This is a genomic window from Sulfitobacter sp. M368 (assembly GCF_025141875.1).
In the GTDB taxonomy this organism is placed as follows: domain Bacteria; phylum Pseudomonadota; class Alphaproteobacteria; order Rhodobacterales; family Rhodobacteraceae; genus Sulfitobacter; species Sulfitobacter mediterraneus_A.
This window is the reverse complement of record NZ_CP081113.1, coordinates 387,207-403,731: the sequence shown is the minus strand read 5'-3', so window position 1 is coordinate 403,731 and position 16,525 is coordinate 387,207. Positions and strand designations below refer to the sequence as shown.

Below are 16,525 nucleotides of genomic sequence, written 5' to 3'. Positions count from 1 at the left end.
TTTGATCCAATGTGTGGCTTTCGCAGCAGGGATCAAGCATCAAGCGCGGCGATGTACCCTTCAAAGGTGATGTTGTCCGCAATCTGGCGGGCCTCATTCTCAACATCAACGCTGCAAACCGTCCAGCAACAGATCATCGCACCCTGCGCTTTCAACTCTGCCACGCGAGGGCGGTCCAGATCATCGACCTCATGGCTGATGAAACACGAACCCGTCCGGTCATAGTCGGGAATATCACGCAGTTGGTCACAGGTGGCCTTGGGCAGCGGCCATTCGTCATAGCGATAGGCGCTGGTCACAATCCCGCGCGGCACGTCCGGCAACAGGTCGCGCATCATTGCCACGGAATGGGGGTTGAATGACATCACCGCAACCGGACCCGCGTAATCGATAAGCGCGGCAGCCGTAGCTTGCTCCAGCGGACCCAGATCATCGCCCATCGCGCCATCCTGATCCTTCAACTCGATCAGCAGCGGCACTTGTCCGGCGACCAACCGCAACACTTCGGGTAGGTCGGGGATACCCTCACCCCCGCCCTTTAGCGGCACCGCCTTCAGTTCATCAGCACTGCGCAAACGCACTGCGCCGCTGTTGTGGGTCAGGCGGTCCAGCGCGTAGTCATGAAACACCATTGCCGCGCCATCGGCACTGAGCTGGACATCAATCTCAATGCCATACCCTGCCGCAATTGCGGCACGGATGGCTGCCCGGCTGTTTTCGGGCCGCCCCCGCGCCACATCATGCAATGCACGATGCGCCAGCGGCACTTCATAAAAGGCGCGCGGCAGGGTCATTTGATTTCAAAGATGCCTTCGATCTCAACCGCAACGCCAAGCGGCAAAGAAACCGCAGACACCGCCGAACGGGCATGCCGACCAGCATCCCCCAAAGCCTCGACCATAAAGTCGGACGCGCCATTGATCACTTTGGGTTGGTCAGTGAAATCGGCCGTGGAGTTCACAAAGCCGACCAATTTGACGACGCGGACAAGCCGTTCAATGTCGCCGCCACAAGCCGCCTTGACCTGCGCCAGCAAGCTGATCGCGCAGGTTTTTGCGGCTTGCGCCCCGGCGGCAACATCCATATCCGCGCCCAGCTTGCCGGTGATCAACCCATCCGGGCCCATCGAGATTTGACCCGACACATGGACAAGATTTCCAACCCGCACAAACGGCACGTAATTCGCCGCAGGCGCAGGTGCATCAGGAAGGGTCACACCCAGTTCGGACAGACGTGCGGTAAAGCTCATGGAGTAATTCCTCAAAATGGTTTTCACGCGGGACGCTAGTCACTTTCAGCGCTGCAGAAAAGAGGCGACATCAACTTTCGCGCCAGGCCCGCACGAAATAGTCGGTGAGCGGTTTCACAAGATAAGACATCGCAGATCTGGGCGCTTGAATTACAAAAACTTCGACCGGCATCCCCGGCAACAGCGGTATGTCGGACGCCAATTGCTGTGACGCTCCTGCTGGCAACTGCACCGTGATGTTGTAGTGGCTCTGCATTCCATTCTGGCCCGTGATCCTATCCGGCGAAACATGCACCACCTGACCCGTGAGTTCCGGAGTTTCCGGCCGGTTGTAGCCCGTCAACCTCAGGCGGGCGGTTTGGCCAACATGGACTTGGTCTACCGCTTTGGGTGCGACCCGCGCGATGACGGTCATTGGTCTGTTTTGCGGCACAATATGCATCAACGTTTCGCCCCCGCGGACCACCGCACCTTGGTTTTTCACGACTAACCGGTGCACAATCCCGGAGACAGGTGCGCGGATCGACAACCTGTTCAGATCTTGCAAAACAGCCTCCCTTGCGCCCGTCAGCCGCAACAGTTCACTTGAGACCTTATTAAGTTGCGCGATGATCTCTTCCCTACGGGTCTCCTTTTGGTGCAACGCATCCAAATTCAGACCAGTGATCCTTTCGCGTGCGGCCGCCTCGGCGCTGCGCAACTCGCCTTGATGTCCGGTCAACCGGGCATGTTCTCGCCTCAAGGCCAGCACGGATGTCGCCGGTGCCAACCCCCGCGCGCGCAATGCTTCTTGCGCGGCCAGTTGCTCTGCAATGAGGTCGATTTGCAAAACGACCGAAGCACGCTGCGCCTGAATACCCGTTATCTGCGCTCTGATCTGATCCTTGGCGGTGGCTATCTGTGCCTGCCCGTCCAGAAACATCGCTTTGCGAACCTCCAGATGGTGGCGCTCGCCCTCTTTGATGCGGGCGATTTCCTGCGGATCCACATTGCCTGCGACAAACGGAAAGTCGATCCGTACCATGCCATCCTGCTCTGCCCAAAGGCGCGCACGGCGCAAGGTGAGTTCGGCGATTTTTTCGTTAATCGCGTCCTCTCGCAATTGCTCGGCGCCGCGATCGAGTTGAAACAACAAATCGCCACCCCGCACATGATCCCCTTCGGCAACATGCACACCTGTGATGCGTCCGCCGGTTTCGGACTGCACAATCTGGTTGCTCCGCTCGATCTCGAGCTGTCCTTGCACCACAATTGCGCCGGTAATCTCGACCTGAACCGCCCAAACCACCACGCCGCCCAAAAGAGCGCAGATCACAGCGATGCCTGCGATCACAAAGCGGTGGCATGCAAGGTCTGCCCGCGTCATCCCAGCCCACCTGCCTGTGCTGGCACCTGCTGAATTGCGCCCGCATTCTTGACCATCCCGGCCAACACCTCGTTCTTTGGGCCAAAGGCAACGCGCATTCCGCCATCCAGAACCAGCAGCATATCGCATTCCTGTATGGCGGCAGGCCGATGCGCCATGATCAAGACGGCCCTGCCCGCCTCCTTCATCCGGCGCACCGCATGGTTCAGGGCCAATGAACCGCTGTTGTCGAGATTTGCATTGGGTTCATCCAGAATCAGGATCACCGGATCGTCATAAAGCGCCCGCGCCAAGCCGATCCGCTGTATCTGTCCGCCCGACAATCGCACCTGCCCGGCGTCGATCACAGTGTCATATCCTTGTGGCAGGGCCAGTATCATCTCATGCGCCGCGGCCTTTTGCGCAGCGGACACAACCTTGCTGTCATCAGCATCCCGCCTCAGCCGCGCAATGTTTTCCGCGATTGTACCGTCAAACAGCGTCGGTTTCTGCGGCAGGTATCCGATATACCGCCCCAACGATTGTGGCCCGTATTGCCCAACCGTTGCCCCGTCTAGCCGCACATGACCTCCGGCCACTGGCCAGGCCCCCATCACGGCGCGCGCCAGAGTTGATTTTCCGCTGGCAGATGGCCCGATAACGCCAACCGCCTGACCCGGCATCATTTCAAAACTAACCGATTTTAGCGTTGCGCGTTTTTCTCCCGGCGGCACAACAGTCAGGGCTTCCACGCTCAACCGGGCAGCAGGTTCAGGCAGATCGATGCGAACCGGCGCTGCGCCGACCTCTCCCAACAGCGCCGCCAGACTGCACCATCCCTTGCGCCCCTGTTGCAAGACCGGCCAATGGTTCAGCAAGGCCTCGACCGGTGCGAGCGCCCGCCCCATCAAAACCGAACCGGCAATCATCGCGCCGCCCGAGATCTGCCCTTGCAGCACCAGCCAAGCGCCAAGACCCAGCATCACAGATTGTAACGCGAGCCGAAGCGTGCGGGTTAAGACACTGAAACCGCCTCCAATATCCGCCACCGCCAACTGGCTTGCCAATGCGACGGTCCGCGCCCCTTGCCAGCGATGATATCCGGCTTCCGCCATACCAAGGGCGTGAACGATCTCTGCCTCGCGCTGCAATTGCCCTTGGATCACACGCGCCCCCTGCGCAGCGATATCCGCCCTGGCTTGCGGATCGCGAGACAGAATTTGATTTGCTACCGTGATTGCGACCAGCAACATTGCCCCAAAGAGCGCCCCAAGCCCCAACAGCGGGTGAAAGGCAAAGATCGCCACAAAAAAGACCGGCGTCCAAGGCAGGTCAAAGAACGCAATCAGCACGGGCGAAGCAATCAGCCGCTGCACCGCGTCGAGATCGCGAAGCCCCTGCCCGTCACCGTCATCCGGCAACAGCGCCGATTTGCGCAATATCGCATCGAACACACGCTTTTCCAGATCCGCCTGAAACCGCAGACCAATCCGGGTCATGATCCGGTCACGCAGAAAGTCCAGCAGGCCCAAAACGACGAACAGAAAAATCACCAAGCCGGACAGGGCAACCAATGTTTCTTGGGACCCTGACCCAAGCACGCGGTCGTAGACCTGAAGCATGAACACCGGACCGGTCAGCAACAGCAGATTTGCGAAGAGGCTGAACACTGCGACGGCACAATAAAGAGGCCGGCTTTGCCTGCGTATACGGCGCAGCTCTGCCTCGCCGCGTTTGATCGCCCCGGATTTCAATTGGCACACCCTGACTTAGCGTTCCCGCGCCCCGGCGCAAAACGGGGCCGGGACGTGGGATTGGACCACAGGGTGTTTAATATCTTGTTGCTGCTATTGGCCCGCGTTCATCCAGCGTGCTGCGCCGCTGACCCGAACCGACCCGCCTTTTGTGCCGGTCACCTCGACAGTCAGCTCCGATGGCATGCCCATATCCTCCCCCTGCGAGATGGAGAATTGGCCGCCCTCTTGTAAACCGTCCCATTCCAGATCGACCAATGCCCCGCCAAGCGCCGCCGCCGCTGCACCTGTTGCAGGGTCTTCAACCACGCCGCCACTGGCAAAAGCATTGCGCGACGTGATGGCGCGGGGCGACCTGAAATGCAGCAGACTCACGGTGACCAGATCATGGTCCAGCATCAAGGCCTGCATCGCATCAAAAGGATAGGACATAGCAGCCAGTTTGCTGCGATCTTTCAGCGCCAGAATGCCATGTCGCACCCCGGCAAAGCCAAGCGTCGGCGGAAATGCCGGGTCAAGATCATCCTGTGACAGTCCGAAATGGCTCAGCAACGCCAGCAACAAATCCTCTGCCATCGGCTTTGACCATGTTGCCGGAGATTGCAGTGCCGCGTGCCAATCTGTGCCAACCTGCATCGCCTCAACCGTGATATCGTCGTCGCGCAGATGAAGATCGTAGCGACCAGCGCCGTTCTCCTGGCCCAATGCCGCGCCCAGCGCGATGGTCGCGTGGCCGCAGAAGGCAACCTCACCTACGGGCGCATAATAGCGGACCTTCCAGCCCCCGCCCTGAGGCGCGGCAAAGGCGGTTTCGGAATAACCGAGTTCCCTTGCGATTTGCTGCATGGTGTCAGGATCTGGCAGGCGATCAGAAATGACCACCCCTGCCGGATTGCCGCCGCTGTCGCCGCGAGAAAAAGAGGAGATATGTAAGGGAGTCATGTTGCACCTTTCCAATGTGTCTGCCGAAGCTGACACATAAGACGATGAAACAAAAATGAATGAATGTGAGCTATTCCATCAGCTATCGGAATGCCCGCGCCACCTAGGGTCAGGGCCCTAACGATCTCCGCCCTCCGGGTTCGGAGCATTTGATCCTGATCCGCTTTTCCCGAATATCTCGTTCAGGATCTGATCAATGACGGTTCCTGCGCCGCCTCCGTTCCCCGTGGGATTGGTGCCCTGGCTCTCGTCAGAAAAATCGCTCAACGGCGCTGGCGCTGACATCGGCAGATCCTTGAGCGGCAAACCCTCATGAACACGGCTCATCACTTCGCGCCAGATGTCTGTGGGCAGACCGCCACCCGTCACACCGCTCAGCGGGGTGTTGTCGTCATACCCCATCCAGACGCCCGCAACATAATCGGCAGAAAAACCGATAAACCACGCGTCTTTCGCCGCCGATGTTGTACCGGTCTTCCCCGCCAGCTGCCGCCCGCCGAATTGGCCACGCTGGCCAGAGCCTTCGGAGATGACCTTTTCCATCATGTAAACCAACTGCCGCGCAGCGCTTTCCTGAATGACACGTTCGCCGATCCCGCCACCGGTGCCCATCAGGGGCTCTTCATCGCCCTGCAACCGCAGTTCGACCAGACCATAGGGTGTCACCGAAGAACCGCCATTGAGAATGCCCGCATAGGCACCGGCCATCTCGATCAAGGTGCTTTCAGATGCGCCCAGAGCCAAGGCCGGCCCTGCGGCAAGATCGCTTTGAATGCCGAACTGACTTGCCACCTGGCTGACCAGATCACGGCCAACGCTCTCCGAGATTTTCACGGCCGGTACATTCAACGAATCCTTCAAGGCCTGGGTCATCGTGACCATACCTTCAAAGCGCTTGGTGTAGTTTTTGGGGCACCATTCACCCGATCCGGGGATCGTCATGCAAAACGGAGAATCGTCAATCAGATCATTGGGCGAATAGCCAAGATCCAAAGCGGCGGCATAGACAAACGGCTTGAACGCTGATCCGGTTTGCCTCAGCGCCTGCGTGGCGCGGTTAAAGGCACCCGCAACCTTGGTCTTGCGCCCGCCAACCATGGCGCGCACGGCGCCGTCCGCAGACATCACAATGATCGCTGCCTGCGCTTTGGATCCTTCACGCACCTTGTTATCGAACACCCACTTCAGACCTTCTTCGGCAGCCTTCTGCATCCTCTGGTCCAAAGTGGTCTTGATGATCACATCCTCGGTGGTGTTTCGGGTGAAAAACTCCGGCCCGGTGGACATCACCCAATCGGCGAAATATCCACCCGCCTTGGCCTCTGCCGCTTCGGAAAGTTCTGCCGGATTGGCCTGAGCCTGTGCTGCCTCGTCCTCTGTCAGATAGCCCTGTTCCCGCATCAACCGGATCACAGTGGCCGCGCGGCTTTGCGACCGATCCAGATTGTTGGTGGGCGAAAGGGTTGTGGGCGCTGTTAGAAGACCGGCCAGCATGGCCCCCTCCGCCGCATTCACCGCTGCGGCGGGTTTGCCAAAGAACCGCTGCGCCGCCGCTTCGGCCCCAAAGGCACCCCCGCCCATATAGGCGCGGTTCAAATAGATAGAGAGGATATCGTTCTTGGTGTATTTCACCTCCATCGCCATGGAGAACAACGCCTCTTTCGCCTTGCGTTGCAGGGACGTCCGGCGACAGGCGGATTCGTATTCCTTTTCGGTCAGGCCCGCGTTCGGGTCAAACGGCTCGCCAAGACACAAAAGTTTCGCCACCTGCTGTGTGATGGTAGACCCGCCATGCCCCTGCAACGGGCCGCGCCCCTCGCTGAGGTTGATGCGCACCGCAGAGGCGATGCCGCGTGGGCTGATCCCGAAATGGCGGTAAAAGCGTTTGTCCTCGGTCGCGATCACCGCATTCTTCAAGTGGCGTGACACGCTGTCTGCGGTCACCACACCGCCAAACTGGTCCCCGCGCCATGCAAAAACATCGCCGTAACGATCCTGCATCGTCACTGAGCCGCGCGCGCGGCCATCCAACAGCGCCTCAAGCGGCGGCAACGTGGTGTAGAAATAACCGACAGCCAATGACAGCACCAGAACCGCGACAGCGGTGATCCGCCATGTGATTCTCCAAATCAGCCGAAAGATCCACCGGAACAAAGCCGAGAACAATCCGATGATCCCGCCCCGCTTGGCACGTTTAGGCGCGGCCTTGCGTTTGGTCGCGGGTTTCTTCGGCGCAGGTTTCTTGGCCGGCTTTTTCGCCGCGGCCTTGCCCTTGCTCGGATAGCGTTTGTCAGCCACCAACGGGCGTTTGCGCTTGGAACTGTCACTCATTTTGTTGCCTGCCCGGCCTGATTTTTTCTTACTTTACCTTGGCGGCCTCCGATTGTTTAGCACCGTCAGCCGCTTTCAACATCAAATTTTCGCCCACTTTTTAAGCAAGATGCCTCATGCGCACAAATTTTGGGCGGTGACAAGCGAATGCAACACCGGATTCGCCTGCGACTCCTTCCATTACCGCCGCTTCTTCCGATTTTCTGCACCTGCACAATGCAGGGCAACCCTGCCAACCGGAAGAGGGCCATAAGGTGAAACTCATCATTGCAACGATCAAACCATTCAAACTGGAACAGGTCCGCGAAGCACTGACCGAAGCGGGCATTCGCGGTTTGATGGTCACAGAAGTCAAAGGCTTTGGCGCACAGTCAGGCCATACCGAAATCTATCGCGGCGCCGAATACGTCGTGAACTTTGTCCCAAAAGTAAAACTGGAACTGGTCGTCGCCGACAGCATGGCCGACCAGATCGTCGAGGTGATCTCGACCTCCGCCCGCACGGGCAAGATTGGCGACGGTAAAATCTTTGTTCTCGACGTCAATCAAACCGTGCGCGTGCGCACCGGTGAAACCGGCGAAGACGCCATCTGATCTCCTCCCCGATCAAAAGGAAACCCATCCATGACCAAGATCAAATATCTACCATTGGCCGCCGCGATTGCCATGGTCCCGACATTGGGCGCCGCGCAAGACGCCGAATTTGCCACGCTCGAACAAACAACATTCATCTTTAACACACTGCTGTTTCTCATCGGCGGCTTTCTGGTGTTCTGGATGGCCGCAGGCTTTGCCATGCTCGAAGCCGGGCTAGTCCGGTCCAAAAACGTCACAACCCAGCTGACCAAGAACATGGGCCTGTTTGGCATTGCCGCCATCATGTATTGGCTCATTGGCTATAACATCATGTATCCCGGCGATGGCAATTGGATCATCGAAGGGGTGTTTGGCACCATCTCACCCAAAGACATCAAGACTGACATCGATGCAGGCGGCTATTCCAACGCCTCTGATTTCTTCTTTCAGTTGATGTTCTGCGCCACCACGGCTTCCATTGTGTCTGGCACCATGGCTGAACGGGTCAAACTGTGGCCCTTCCTGATCTTTGTAGTTGTGCTCACAGGTATCATCTACCCGATCGAAGCCAGCTGGCAGTGGGGTGGCGGCTTCTTGAGCACCATGGGCTTTAGCGATTTTGCCGGCTCGACCCTCGTACATGCCGCCGGTGGCTTTGCCGCACTGGCCGGTGCCATCATCCTCGGACCGCGTCTGGGCAAATACAGCAAAGAAGGCCGTGTGATCCCGCTGCCGGGCTCCAACCTGGCGCTGGCCACCTTGGGCACATTCATCCTCTGGATGGGCTGGTTCGGGTTTAACGGCGCATCACAGCTGGCCATGGGCACGCTCGAAGATGTCGATGCCGTCGCGCAGATCTTCGCCAACACCAACATGGCCGCTGCAGCGGGCGCTATTGCCGCGCTGATCCTGACGCAGGTGATGTATGGCAAGGTTGACCTGACAATGGTCCTCAACGGTGCGCTGGCCGGTCTGGTCTCCATCACCGCCGGGCCGCTTGATCCGACGCTCTTTGGGGCGCTTTGGATTGGTGCTGTTGGCGGTGTGATCGTGGTCTTTGCCGTGCCCTTCCTCGACAAGCTCAAGATCGACGATGTTGTGGGCGCTATCCCGGTTCACCTGATCGCGGGTTTCTGGGGCACATTGGTGGTGCCGGTCTATACCGAAGGCACATCCTTCGTGACCCAGATCATCGGCTTTGCCGCAGTGGGCATCTTTGTCTTCGTGATCAGCCTGATCGCTTGGATGGTCCTCAAGGCAACCCTCGGCATCCGTGCCAGCGAAGAGGCCGAGATCAACGGTTTGGACACATCCGAACTGGGCATGGAAGCCTATCCGGAGTTCTCCAACGGCTGAGCACTCACCATCAAAAAACCAAAAGCCCGGTCAATCGACCGGGCTTTTTCTATTCCATCAATCCCATTGGCTTGGTTTCAAAAGTCGAGCACTGCCCTTGGCTTCATTTGGCAAGAAAAACTCAATCCCCGCCCATCAACCCGCGACGCCCTTGGGACAAACGCCTCAAACGCCCGCGTCAATGATCGCCTTGGCCAAGACGGGCACTGTGTCAGCATTCAAACCCGCGATGTTCATGCGGCTGTCGCCCACCATATAGATCCCGTGTTCCTTGCGCAGCAGTTCAACCTTTTCGGGTGACGTTCCCAAAAGCGAGAACATGCCGCGGTGCTGGGCCAAAAACCCGAACCGGTCCGACCCTGAAAGCCGCTGCAATTCCGCTGCCAACTGCTGCCGCAGATCCAGCATGCCAAGGCGCACCTCTTCAAGCTCCGCCATCCAATCGCTGCGCAGCGCATCATCGGTGAGGATCGTGGTGACGATCCGTGCACCATGATCGGGCGGAAAGCTGTAGTTCTGGCGGTTCAGATAGGCCAGCGTGCCTTGGTTCAACGTATGCGCCGCAGGGTCCGCTGCGATGGCCATCAAGAGGCCTGTGCGTTCGCGGTAGATACCGAAGTTCTTGGAACAACTCGCCGCGATCAGGCATTCCGGAACTGCCGCAACCAGTTTGCGCGTTGCTGCCGCATCTTCGGCCAGCCCGTCGCCAAAGCCCTGATAGGCAATGTCGATCATCGGGGTTGCACCGGTTTCCTGCAGCACCGCAATCACCGCGTCCCACTCCGCCGCGTTCAGGTTCGCACCGGTCGGGTTGTGACAACAGCCATGCAGCAAAACCACATCACCCTTTTTTGCAGTCTTCAGATCGGCCAGCATGCCATCAAAATCAACGCCGCGCGTTTCACCGTCGAAATAGCGGTATGGCACCGCTTCGATACCAAGATACGACAGGATCGAGAGGTGGTTTGGCCATGTCGGGTTGGATACGAACACTCGCGCCTTTGCATTGGCCATACGGATCATTTCAAACGCCTGGCGCACCGCACCGGTGCCACCGGGCGTTGCCGCCGCCGCAATGGTGTTCCGCGGTACTGCGCCGTTCAGCACCAGTTCAATCATCGCATCCGAATAGGCCGGATCACCAATCAGCCCGGTATAGACCTTGGTATCCTGGGTTTCCCAGATCTTCTGCTCGGCCGCTTTCACCGCCCGCATCACCGGCGTCAGCCCCGTTGCATCTTTATAAACGCCAACACCCAGATCGACCTTCGTATCGCGCGGGTCTTCGCGGTACATCTGCATCAGCGCAAGGATCTTGTCCGCTGGTTGGGTTTTCAATGTCTCGAACATTAGGCTTCTCCGGTTGCCACAGGAACGGTGGGGAACATCCCCCATTCCGACCATGATCCATCATAAAGGGACCAAGAATGATGCCCCATCCGCTCAAGCGCGAGCGCCAATACCGACGCCGTGACGCCTGACCCGCATGAGGTGATGACGGGTTTTTCCAGATCCACACCCGCCGCTTCAAAAACGGCGCGGGTCTCGTCCGGAGTCTTCATGGTTTTGTCGTCATTGAGCAGGGTGCCAAAAGGCACGTTGCGCGAACCCGGAATATGGCCAGCGCGCAATCCTTCACGCGGCTCAGGCGCATCGCCGCGGAACCGTGCAGCGGCGCGGGCATCCACGATCTGCGGATCACCCAGCTTGGAGGCATGCGCCACCTGCGTGACATCGCGCACCAACTGGTTCTGGAAACGGACCGTCATGTGGCGATCACGCGGGATCGGCGGCATGTCTTCGGTCGGATGCCCCTCGGCGACCCATTTGGGAAGACCGCCATCCAGCACAGCAACGTTTTCCTGCCCCATGAGACGGAACAGCCACCAGACACGCGCGGCAGAGAAAAGGCCAGCGCCATCATAGACCACTACCTGATGCCCGTCGCCAACGCCCATCGCCCGCATCCGCGACATGAACTTTTCCACCGGCGGTGCCATATGTGGCAAGTCCGACCGAGCATCGGAAATCTCGTCTATGTCGAAAAACCGTGCACCGGGGATATGCGCAGCGTCATATTCGGCTTTGGCATCGCGGCCCTCATCGGGCAAATACCATGACGCATCCAAAAGCCGCAGATCGGGATCTTTCAGGTGTTTGGCCAACCATGCGGTCGACACCAGTGTTTTGGGATCATCAGCCATCGGGAATCCTTTGCAAAACAGGTCGCACACTGCCTATCTCCGCAGACGCAGACTGGCAAGGTGGTAGCATGCAGCAAGGGTCTTGAACTATTGGTCTGGAAAGGGATCCGTATTCCGTAAAGAGGGGTGATTTGAAATCTCATCCCACCACGCGCTTAACGCAGGGTAATGCCGCAACAAATCAGCAGCTTCAGGCACCCTGACGAAATAATCGATCATCGGGGCCAAATGCAGATCGGCAAGGCTGATGTCCCGCCCGCCAAGCTGCAATCCGCCAGCGGCAATGTTGTTGAGCGCCCGCAACGGCGCTTGGGACAGGGACAATCCCTCTGCCACAACCGAAGAATCGCCCTCCTCACCCACCGCGGCTTGGTAAAACCCGTGAGAGAACACTTTGCGCACCAAAGGTTGGTAGACATAGGCATCCACGATCCCCATCACCTGCGCCATCCGCGCGGCGGCCTGCGGATCGGGGGGGATCAAACTGGCCTTAGGACCAAGATCATTGAGATACCGCAAAATCGCGGCAGTTTCCGTAAGCACGAAATCCCCATGTTGCAACACAGGCACCCGCCCAAGCGGTGTCATCGCGGCCAAAACCGGATCAGGCTCAGCCGCAAAGGGGTTCGCCTCAACGTAGGTTGCTGTCAGCCCGGTCTCGATCAGGCCCATGCGGGCAATCCGCGTATAAACCGAATGGCGAAAGCCGAGCAGGTTCAAAGGCTCAGCCATGGTCTTTCAACAAACGTGATTTCTGCCGCGACCAATCGCGTTTGGCCGCTGTTTCGCGCTTGTCATGATTTTTCTTGCCCTTGGCGATGCCGAGTTTGATCTTTGCCATTCCGCGATGGTTGAAATACATCACCAGTGGCACAAGGGTCATGCCCTTGCGCTGGGTTTCGTTCCAAAGGTTCGACAATTCCTTGCGGGACACCATCAACTTGCGGCGGCGGCGCTCTTCGTGACCAAAGGTCTTGGCCTGCGCGTAGGGAGCGATATAGCTGTTCACCAGCCACAATTCACCATCCTCAACCGCGGCATAGCTTTCCGCAATATTCGCCCCGCCTTGGCGCAGTGATTTGACCTCGGACCCTTCCAGAATGATTCCGCACTCGATGTCGTCTTCAATAGCATAATCATACCGCGCCCGGCGGTTTTCAGCGATCACCTTGTAGTTCGGATCGGATTTTGAAGAGGATTTGACCTGTGACATGCACAGGGATGTAGATCTTGAACGTCAGCCACGCAAGGCACGAGCAATCTTTTAAATTATTGAAGGTCAGATCACCATGCGGTCTTAATAACGCCCCATTTCGCCATAAGGTTGCATTTCAAACAACAAAGGCACCACCATGCGATCAATTTTCTTTCTCACCTGTGCTGTTCTATGGGCAAGCCTATGCAACGCACAAGATATCACCCCCTCCAAGGTTCGAGCGGCAATTATTGCCCGCGATTTTGAAAAAGTTGATCACCTGCTGGAAACGGCACAGGCCGATTATCTGGCTGGTAACCGGGATGCAGATAACATTCGGGCGCTTTACATCACCCTGTCGCGATCACACCCCGCTGCTGTCCAATTTGTCTCTGACTGGCTCGAGAAAGATCCGGAAAACCACAAGGCACAGATCTCAAGGGCTTGGAGCCTCTACAACGCCGCAAATTATGTGCAGTGGGGACGGAACACCTATTCCAATGAGGTGGCGCACCATATGCATCGCCAGATTTTTGACCTGGTGGCCGCAGCTTACCGGAGCAGCCCGGATCTTATTCCTGTATCCGATGCGGTCGTGCGGGAGCTAGGTCGCAATAACTTTGGCATTCCTTCTTCGCTCGAGGCCTTTGACTTGGTGATGAAAGAAAGACCGAACTGGGGAACGCTGCAAAGAACACTCCCAACCGTTTATCATCTGTCTTTCGAAATGATCATGTCCTTTTGCAAGTCGGCAAGTGAGAATTTTCCGACCCGCTACATGCAGAGGATAATCGAAAATCGCTGCATTCTTCAGGCCGCCAACCAATCGAAGAGCTCCGATCTCAGAGCAGAAGCCACAAAATTACTTTGGAAAATTGAAGATCCTGCACTCGTGATGGATCAGTTGGATTTTCTGATCAGAACCAAAACCTATCAAGACTGGACAAAAAAGGAGATCGCCTGGGCCAAAGCGCAACTGCTGACGGCGCCCGTCGATCAGTTTGAACTGGCCCATTTTCGATTTCTGGCCGAGCGCCTCGCTTTTATTGCTCGCACATCACATGGGGACCGCGATCCATTCTTTGAACGCTTTAGGTGGGCCAGGCTCGACCAAGCGAAGGTGTTTCTGGATCACGACCCCTACAATCTGGATCTACTTGAATTGATCGATGGCGTTGAATTTGGGCAGAAAGTTGCAACGGAAACGGATGCAGACAACCAAACCAGCCACCACCTTGTCCCAAATCACCTGACCAAAGAACAACGCCACGCCCGTGACTCGCAAAACGATGATTTTGCAATGCGCCGCCTGCGGGCCTCGCCGTATTCACCGTACCATTGGGCAAAAGTTGCCACCATTGTCAGCAAAAGAAACATTCCTGAGAGCACTTTTTCCGGTGATCTTGCGATGCGTAACTCAATTGTCTTTTCAGATGATCCCGCAGCGTCGCTCCTCCAAATGATGAGGTATAAGCTCAACCAATATCAAACCTACTCCAAGGCTTCTGATATATCCGCCGAAGATCTGGCCCGACTTCCAAATTGGCGACGCTTCCTGCAGCAAACCAATCTCGCCGATCAAATCCTTTGTCCCTATCTCAGGGCCTATCTGTTGTACCAAGCGAGCTGCGAGCATTATTCACCAGGCGCCGAACAGTGCCGAGAACTCAGGGGAGAAGAAGCCACCGCTCACGCCTCCCTGCGCGAACCGGCAAACAATGAGCCGGCCTGCGCGGGATATCTCAATGCCTCTATCGAAGAGCTTTGGTATGATCCCGCAAGTTTTGCTGAAGCAACGGAGCAGCTTGAATAATGCCGGGGCCAGACAACGCACAAAGCTAAACGAAACAGAGCGTGAATTGCCTCCACATTGCTGCCGCATTAATTTGCAATTCGAATGACCAATGATGCAGTTAAGGTCCATAAGATGCACAATATTGCGGCACGATCCCTTCTAGTACTTGCGCTTTTCTTGCCCAGCCCCAGCCTGGCCAAAGACCCGCTTCGCATCCTTGTCATGGGCGATTCTTTCATGACTTCAAATGGCTCTGCCGGATCGGCAGTGCCTAGCCTGCTGCGCCGTGACCTGCAGGCCAACGTCCAAAGCCGCGCGGTCACGGGGGCGCGGTTTGTCTACCGCCTGCCGATCACCGGGGCATTGGGCATGAACATCGCCAAGCAATATCGCCCCGGCCCGTGGGATTTTGTCGTGATGAACGGCGGCGGCAACGATCTGTGGATGGGCTGCGGCTGCACACGATGCCGCAAGCGGTTGAACCGGTTGATTTCCCCGGACGGACGCAAAGGTGAAATCCCCAGCGCCGTAAACACGGCCCGCAAAAGCGGCGCCAAGGTCATCTATGTCGGTTACTTGCGCAGCCCCGGCCTTGGCTCTCCCATCGAGCACTGCCGCAAAGTGGGTGACGCATTGGAGGCCCGGATCAACGTGATGGCGAAACAGGACGCTGGCATCAGCTTTGTCTCACTGGCGGACATGGTGCCGCATGGCGATCGCAGTTTTCACGCCGCTGACATGATTCACCCCTCGCCCAAAGGCAGCGCCGCCGCGACCAAGAGGATCGCCCAAGCCATTCGAAACATCAAGAAGTAACGATCAATCGCCCAACTTGGCATGGACCTCATCAAGATCAATCTCGCCCACAGGCATTTTGTTTCCGGGGTTGTCAAAATCATATTTGAACAAGGTGAAATCGCGCTTGTAGATCTCACGCACCAGATGCATCGAAAGATCATCAAAATAGTCTTCCACCGGATGCGCCCTTTTGGGCCCGTGCCCTTCGCTTTCGTTAAACCGTGGAATATCCGCCAGTTTCACCGAATGCGGGGTCTGGATTGAATCCAGAACGCTCTGCATGCCGTCGTTGAAGCTTTCGGTCCAAACGATCTTGTCATATTTGCCGCCGTTCACAATGAACGTGCTGACATGCCCTGCCTGCGCAGACCAGTGAATGTCAGGGTCCATCGGCCGCCGCCAGCGGATCGTGTCACGGGCAAACAACAAAAACCGGCGGAAGCTGGCGATCTGGTCAAACTCCTGTTTGCCATCCTCGCCGCCTACCTCAATCCCGTATTTCTGGATCAGCAGCGGCACCAGGTTGCCGCGATACCGCCGCCCGTTGCGTTGAATGCCGCAAATCTTGTCAAAGAACGACGACAGGACACGCGTGTAAGGGTTGCGCACACAGGTAAAGGCAAAGGATTTATGCGCCGTCACGTTGCGGGTGATCGGATCTTGTGACGCATCCAGTGCCCACTTGTGCAACCCGGACTGGGCATCATGGATATCGCCGTCAAAAAACGCCCCATGATCAGAGTAATACATGATTTGCCCGATGGTTGAGCAGGCACATTTTGGCACCACCCGATAGACCACGCTTTCGCTTTCCGTCATCCATGTTCCGGGAAACCCCATAGCGTTCCTGCCTCCTGCCGGCTGCGACTGTTTTCACAACAGTTTCGCGATAACCCCAAAAAAGGGATAAATTCTGTTTATTCAATCCACCTTCACCATTATCTAGGTAAACAAACAGAGGTAAAGAGGCAGTTCGTTTCA

15 protein-coding genes are annotated in these 16,525 nt (G+C 57.3%); 4 read left to right on the top strand and 11 right to left on the bottom strand.

Features of this window, described 5'->3' with window-relative positions; genetic code table 11:
* Window positions 1–32: 32 nt before the first annotated feature.
* The 6 genes from K3754_RS01945 to K3754_RS01920 form a co-directional block, all read right to left on the bottom strand.
* Window positions 33–794, bottom strand: a complete 762-nt coding sequence (locus K3754_RS01945) for a glycerophosphodiester phosphodiesterase family protein (protein WP_259940421.1) — start codon at window positions 792–794, stop codon at window positions 33–35.
* Window positions 791–1,249, bottom strand: coding sequence for a RidA family protein (locus K3754_RS01940; RefSeq protein WP_259940418.1), 459 nt, complete (start codon window positions 1,247–1,249; stop codon window positions 791–793). The genes K3754_RS01945 and K3754_RS01940 overlap by 4 nt, the downstream gene beginning before the upstream one ends.
* Window positions 1,250–1,319: 70 nt before the next feature.
* Window positions 1,320–2,615: an HlyD family type I secretion periplasmic adaptor subunit gene (locus K3754_RS01935; protein ID WP_259940415.1), complete on the bottom strand. Its 1,296-nt coding sequence runs from the start codon at window positions 2,613–2,615 to the stop codon at window positions 1,320–1,322.
* Window positions 2,612–4,348 carry a type I secretion system permease/ATPase gene (locus K3754_RS01930; RefSeq protein WP_259940412.1) on the bottom strand — a complete coding sequence of 579 codons (1,737 nt, stop codon included), beginning with the start codon at window positions 4,346–4,348 and terminating at the stop codon, window positions 2,612–2,614. The genes K3754_RS01935 and K3754_RS01930 overlap by 4 nt, the downstream gene beginning before the upstream one ends.
* 93 nt (window positions 4,349–4,441) lie before the next feature.
* Window positions 4,442–5,290 carry a PhzF family phenazine biosynthesis protein gene (locus K3754_RS01925; RefSeq protein WP_259940410.1) on the bottom strand — a complete coding sequence of 283 codons (849 nt, stop codon included), beginning with the start codon at window positions 5,288–5,290 and terminating at the stop codon, window positions 4,442–4,444.
* Window positions 5,291–5,407: 117 nt separating this feature from the next.
* Entirely contained in the window at window positions 5,408–7,621 is a 2,214-nt protein-coding gene (locus K3754_RS01920; protein ID WP_259940408.1) for a transglycosylase domain-containing protein, read from the bottom strand.
* A gap of 254 nt (window positions 7,622–7,875) precedes the next feature.
* Between K3754_RS01920 and K3754_RS01915 the strand changes: the two genes are divergently transcribed.
* The gene (locus K3754_RS01915) at window positions 7,876–8,214 is read left to right on the top strand and encodes a P-II family nitrogen regulator (protein ID WP_203209297.1); all 339 of its coding nucleotides are present in this window, start codon (window positions 7,876–7,878) and stop codon (window positions 8,212–8,214) included.
* A gap of 30 nt (window positions 8,215–8,244) precedes the next feature.
* Window positions 8,245–9,552, top strand: coding sequence for an ammonium transporter (locus tag K3754_RS01910; protein ID WP_259940405.1), 1,308 nt, complete (start codon window positions 8,245–8,247; stop codon window positions 9,550–9,552).
* Window positions 9,553–9,717: 165 nt separating this feature from the next.
* Here K3754_RS01910 and K3754_RS01905 read toward each other — a convergent pair whose 3' ends face one another.
* The 4 genes from K3754_RS01905 to smpB all read right to left on the bottom strand — a co-directional run bounded on the left by K3754_RS01905 (window position 9,718) and on the right by smpB (window position 12,969).
* Window positions 9,718–10,902 (bottom strand): amino acid aminotransferase, encoded by a 1,185-nt coding sequence (locus K3754_RS01905; protein WP_259940402.1) that lies wholly within the window; start codon window positions 10,900–10,902, stop codon window positions 9,718–9,720.
* Window positions 10,902–11,756, bottom strand: a complete 855-nt coding sequence (gene sseA / locus K3754_RS01900; RefSeq protein WP_259940400.1) for a 3-mercaptopyruvate sulfurtransferase — start codon at window positions 11,754–11,756, stop codon at window positions 10,902–10,904. Before sseA ends, K3754_RS01905 begins: the two co-directional genes overlap by 1 nt.
* Before the next feature lie 87 nt (window positions 11,757–11,843).
* Window positions 11,844–12,488 carry a glutathione S-transferase family protein gene (locus tag K3754_RS01895; protein WP_259940398.1) on the bottom strand — a complete coding sequence of 215 codons (645 nt, stop codon included), beginning with the start codon at window positions 12,486–12,488 and terminating at the stop codon, window positions 11,844–11,846.
* Window positions 12,481–12,969: an SsrA-binding protein SmpB gene (smpB, locus tag K3754_RS01890; RefSeq protein WP_203209302.1), complete on the bottom strand. Its 489-nt coding sequence runs from the start codon at window positions 12,967–12,969 to the stop codon at window positions 12,481–12,483. The genes K3754_RS01895 and smpB overlap by 8 nt, the downstream gene beginning before the upstream one ends.
* 139 nt (window positions 12,970–13,108) lie before the next feature.
* On the opposite strand from smpB, the gene K3754_RS01885 reads away from it, so the two are divergent.
* Window positions 13,109–14,764, top strand: coding sequence for a hypothetical protein (locus tag K3754_RS01885; RefSeq protein ID WP_259940393.1), 1,656 nt, complete (start codon window positions 13,109–13,111; stop codon window positions 14,762–14,764).
* An 84-nt stretch (window positions 14,765–14,848) separates the two neighbouring features.
* Window positions 14,849–15,562: an SGNH/GDSL hydrolase family protein gene (locus K3754_RS01880; RefSeq protein ID WP_259940391.1), complete on the top strand. Its 714-nt coding sequence runs from the start codon at window positions 14,849–14,851 to the stop codon at window positions 15,560–15,562.
* Window positions 15,563–15,565: 3 nt separating this feature from the next.
* On the opposite strand, the gene K3754_RS01875 is transcribed toward K3754_RS01880, so the two are convergent.
* Window positions 15,566–16,384, bottom strand: coding sequence for a sulfotransferase family protein (locus K3754_RS01875; protein WP_203209304.1), 819 nt, complete (start codon window positions 16,382–16,384; stop codon window positions 15,566–15,568).
* Window positions 16,385–16,525 lie beyond the last annotated feature (141 nt).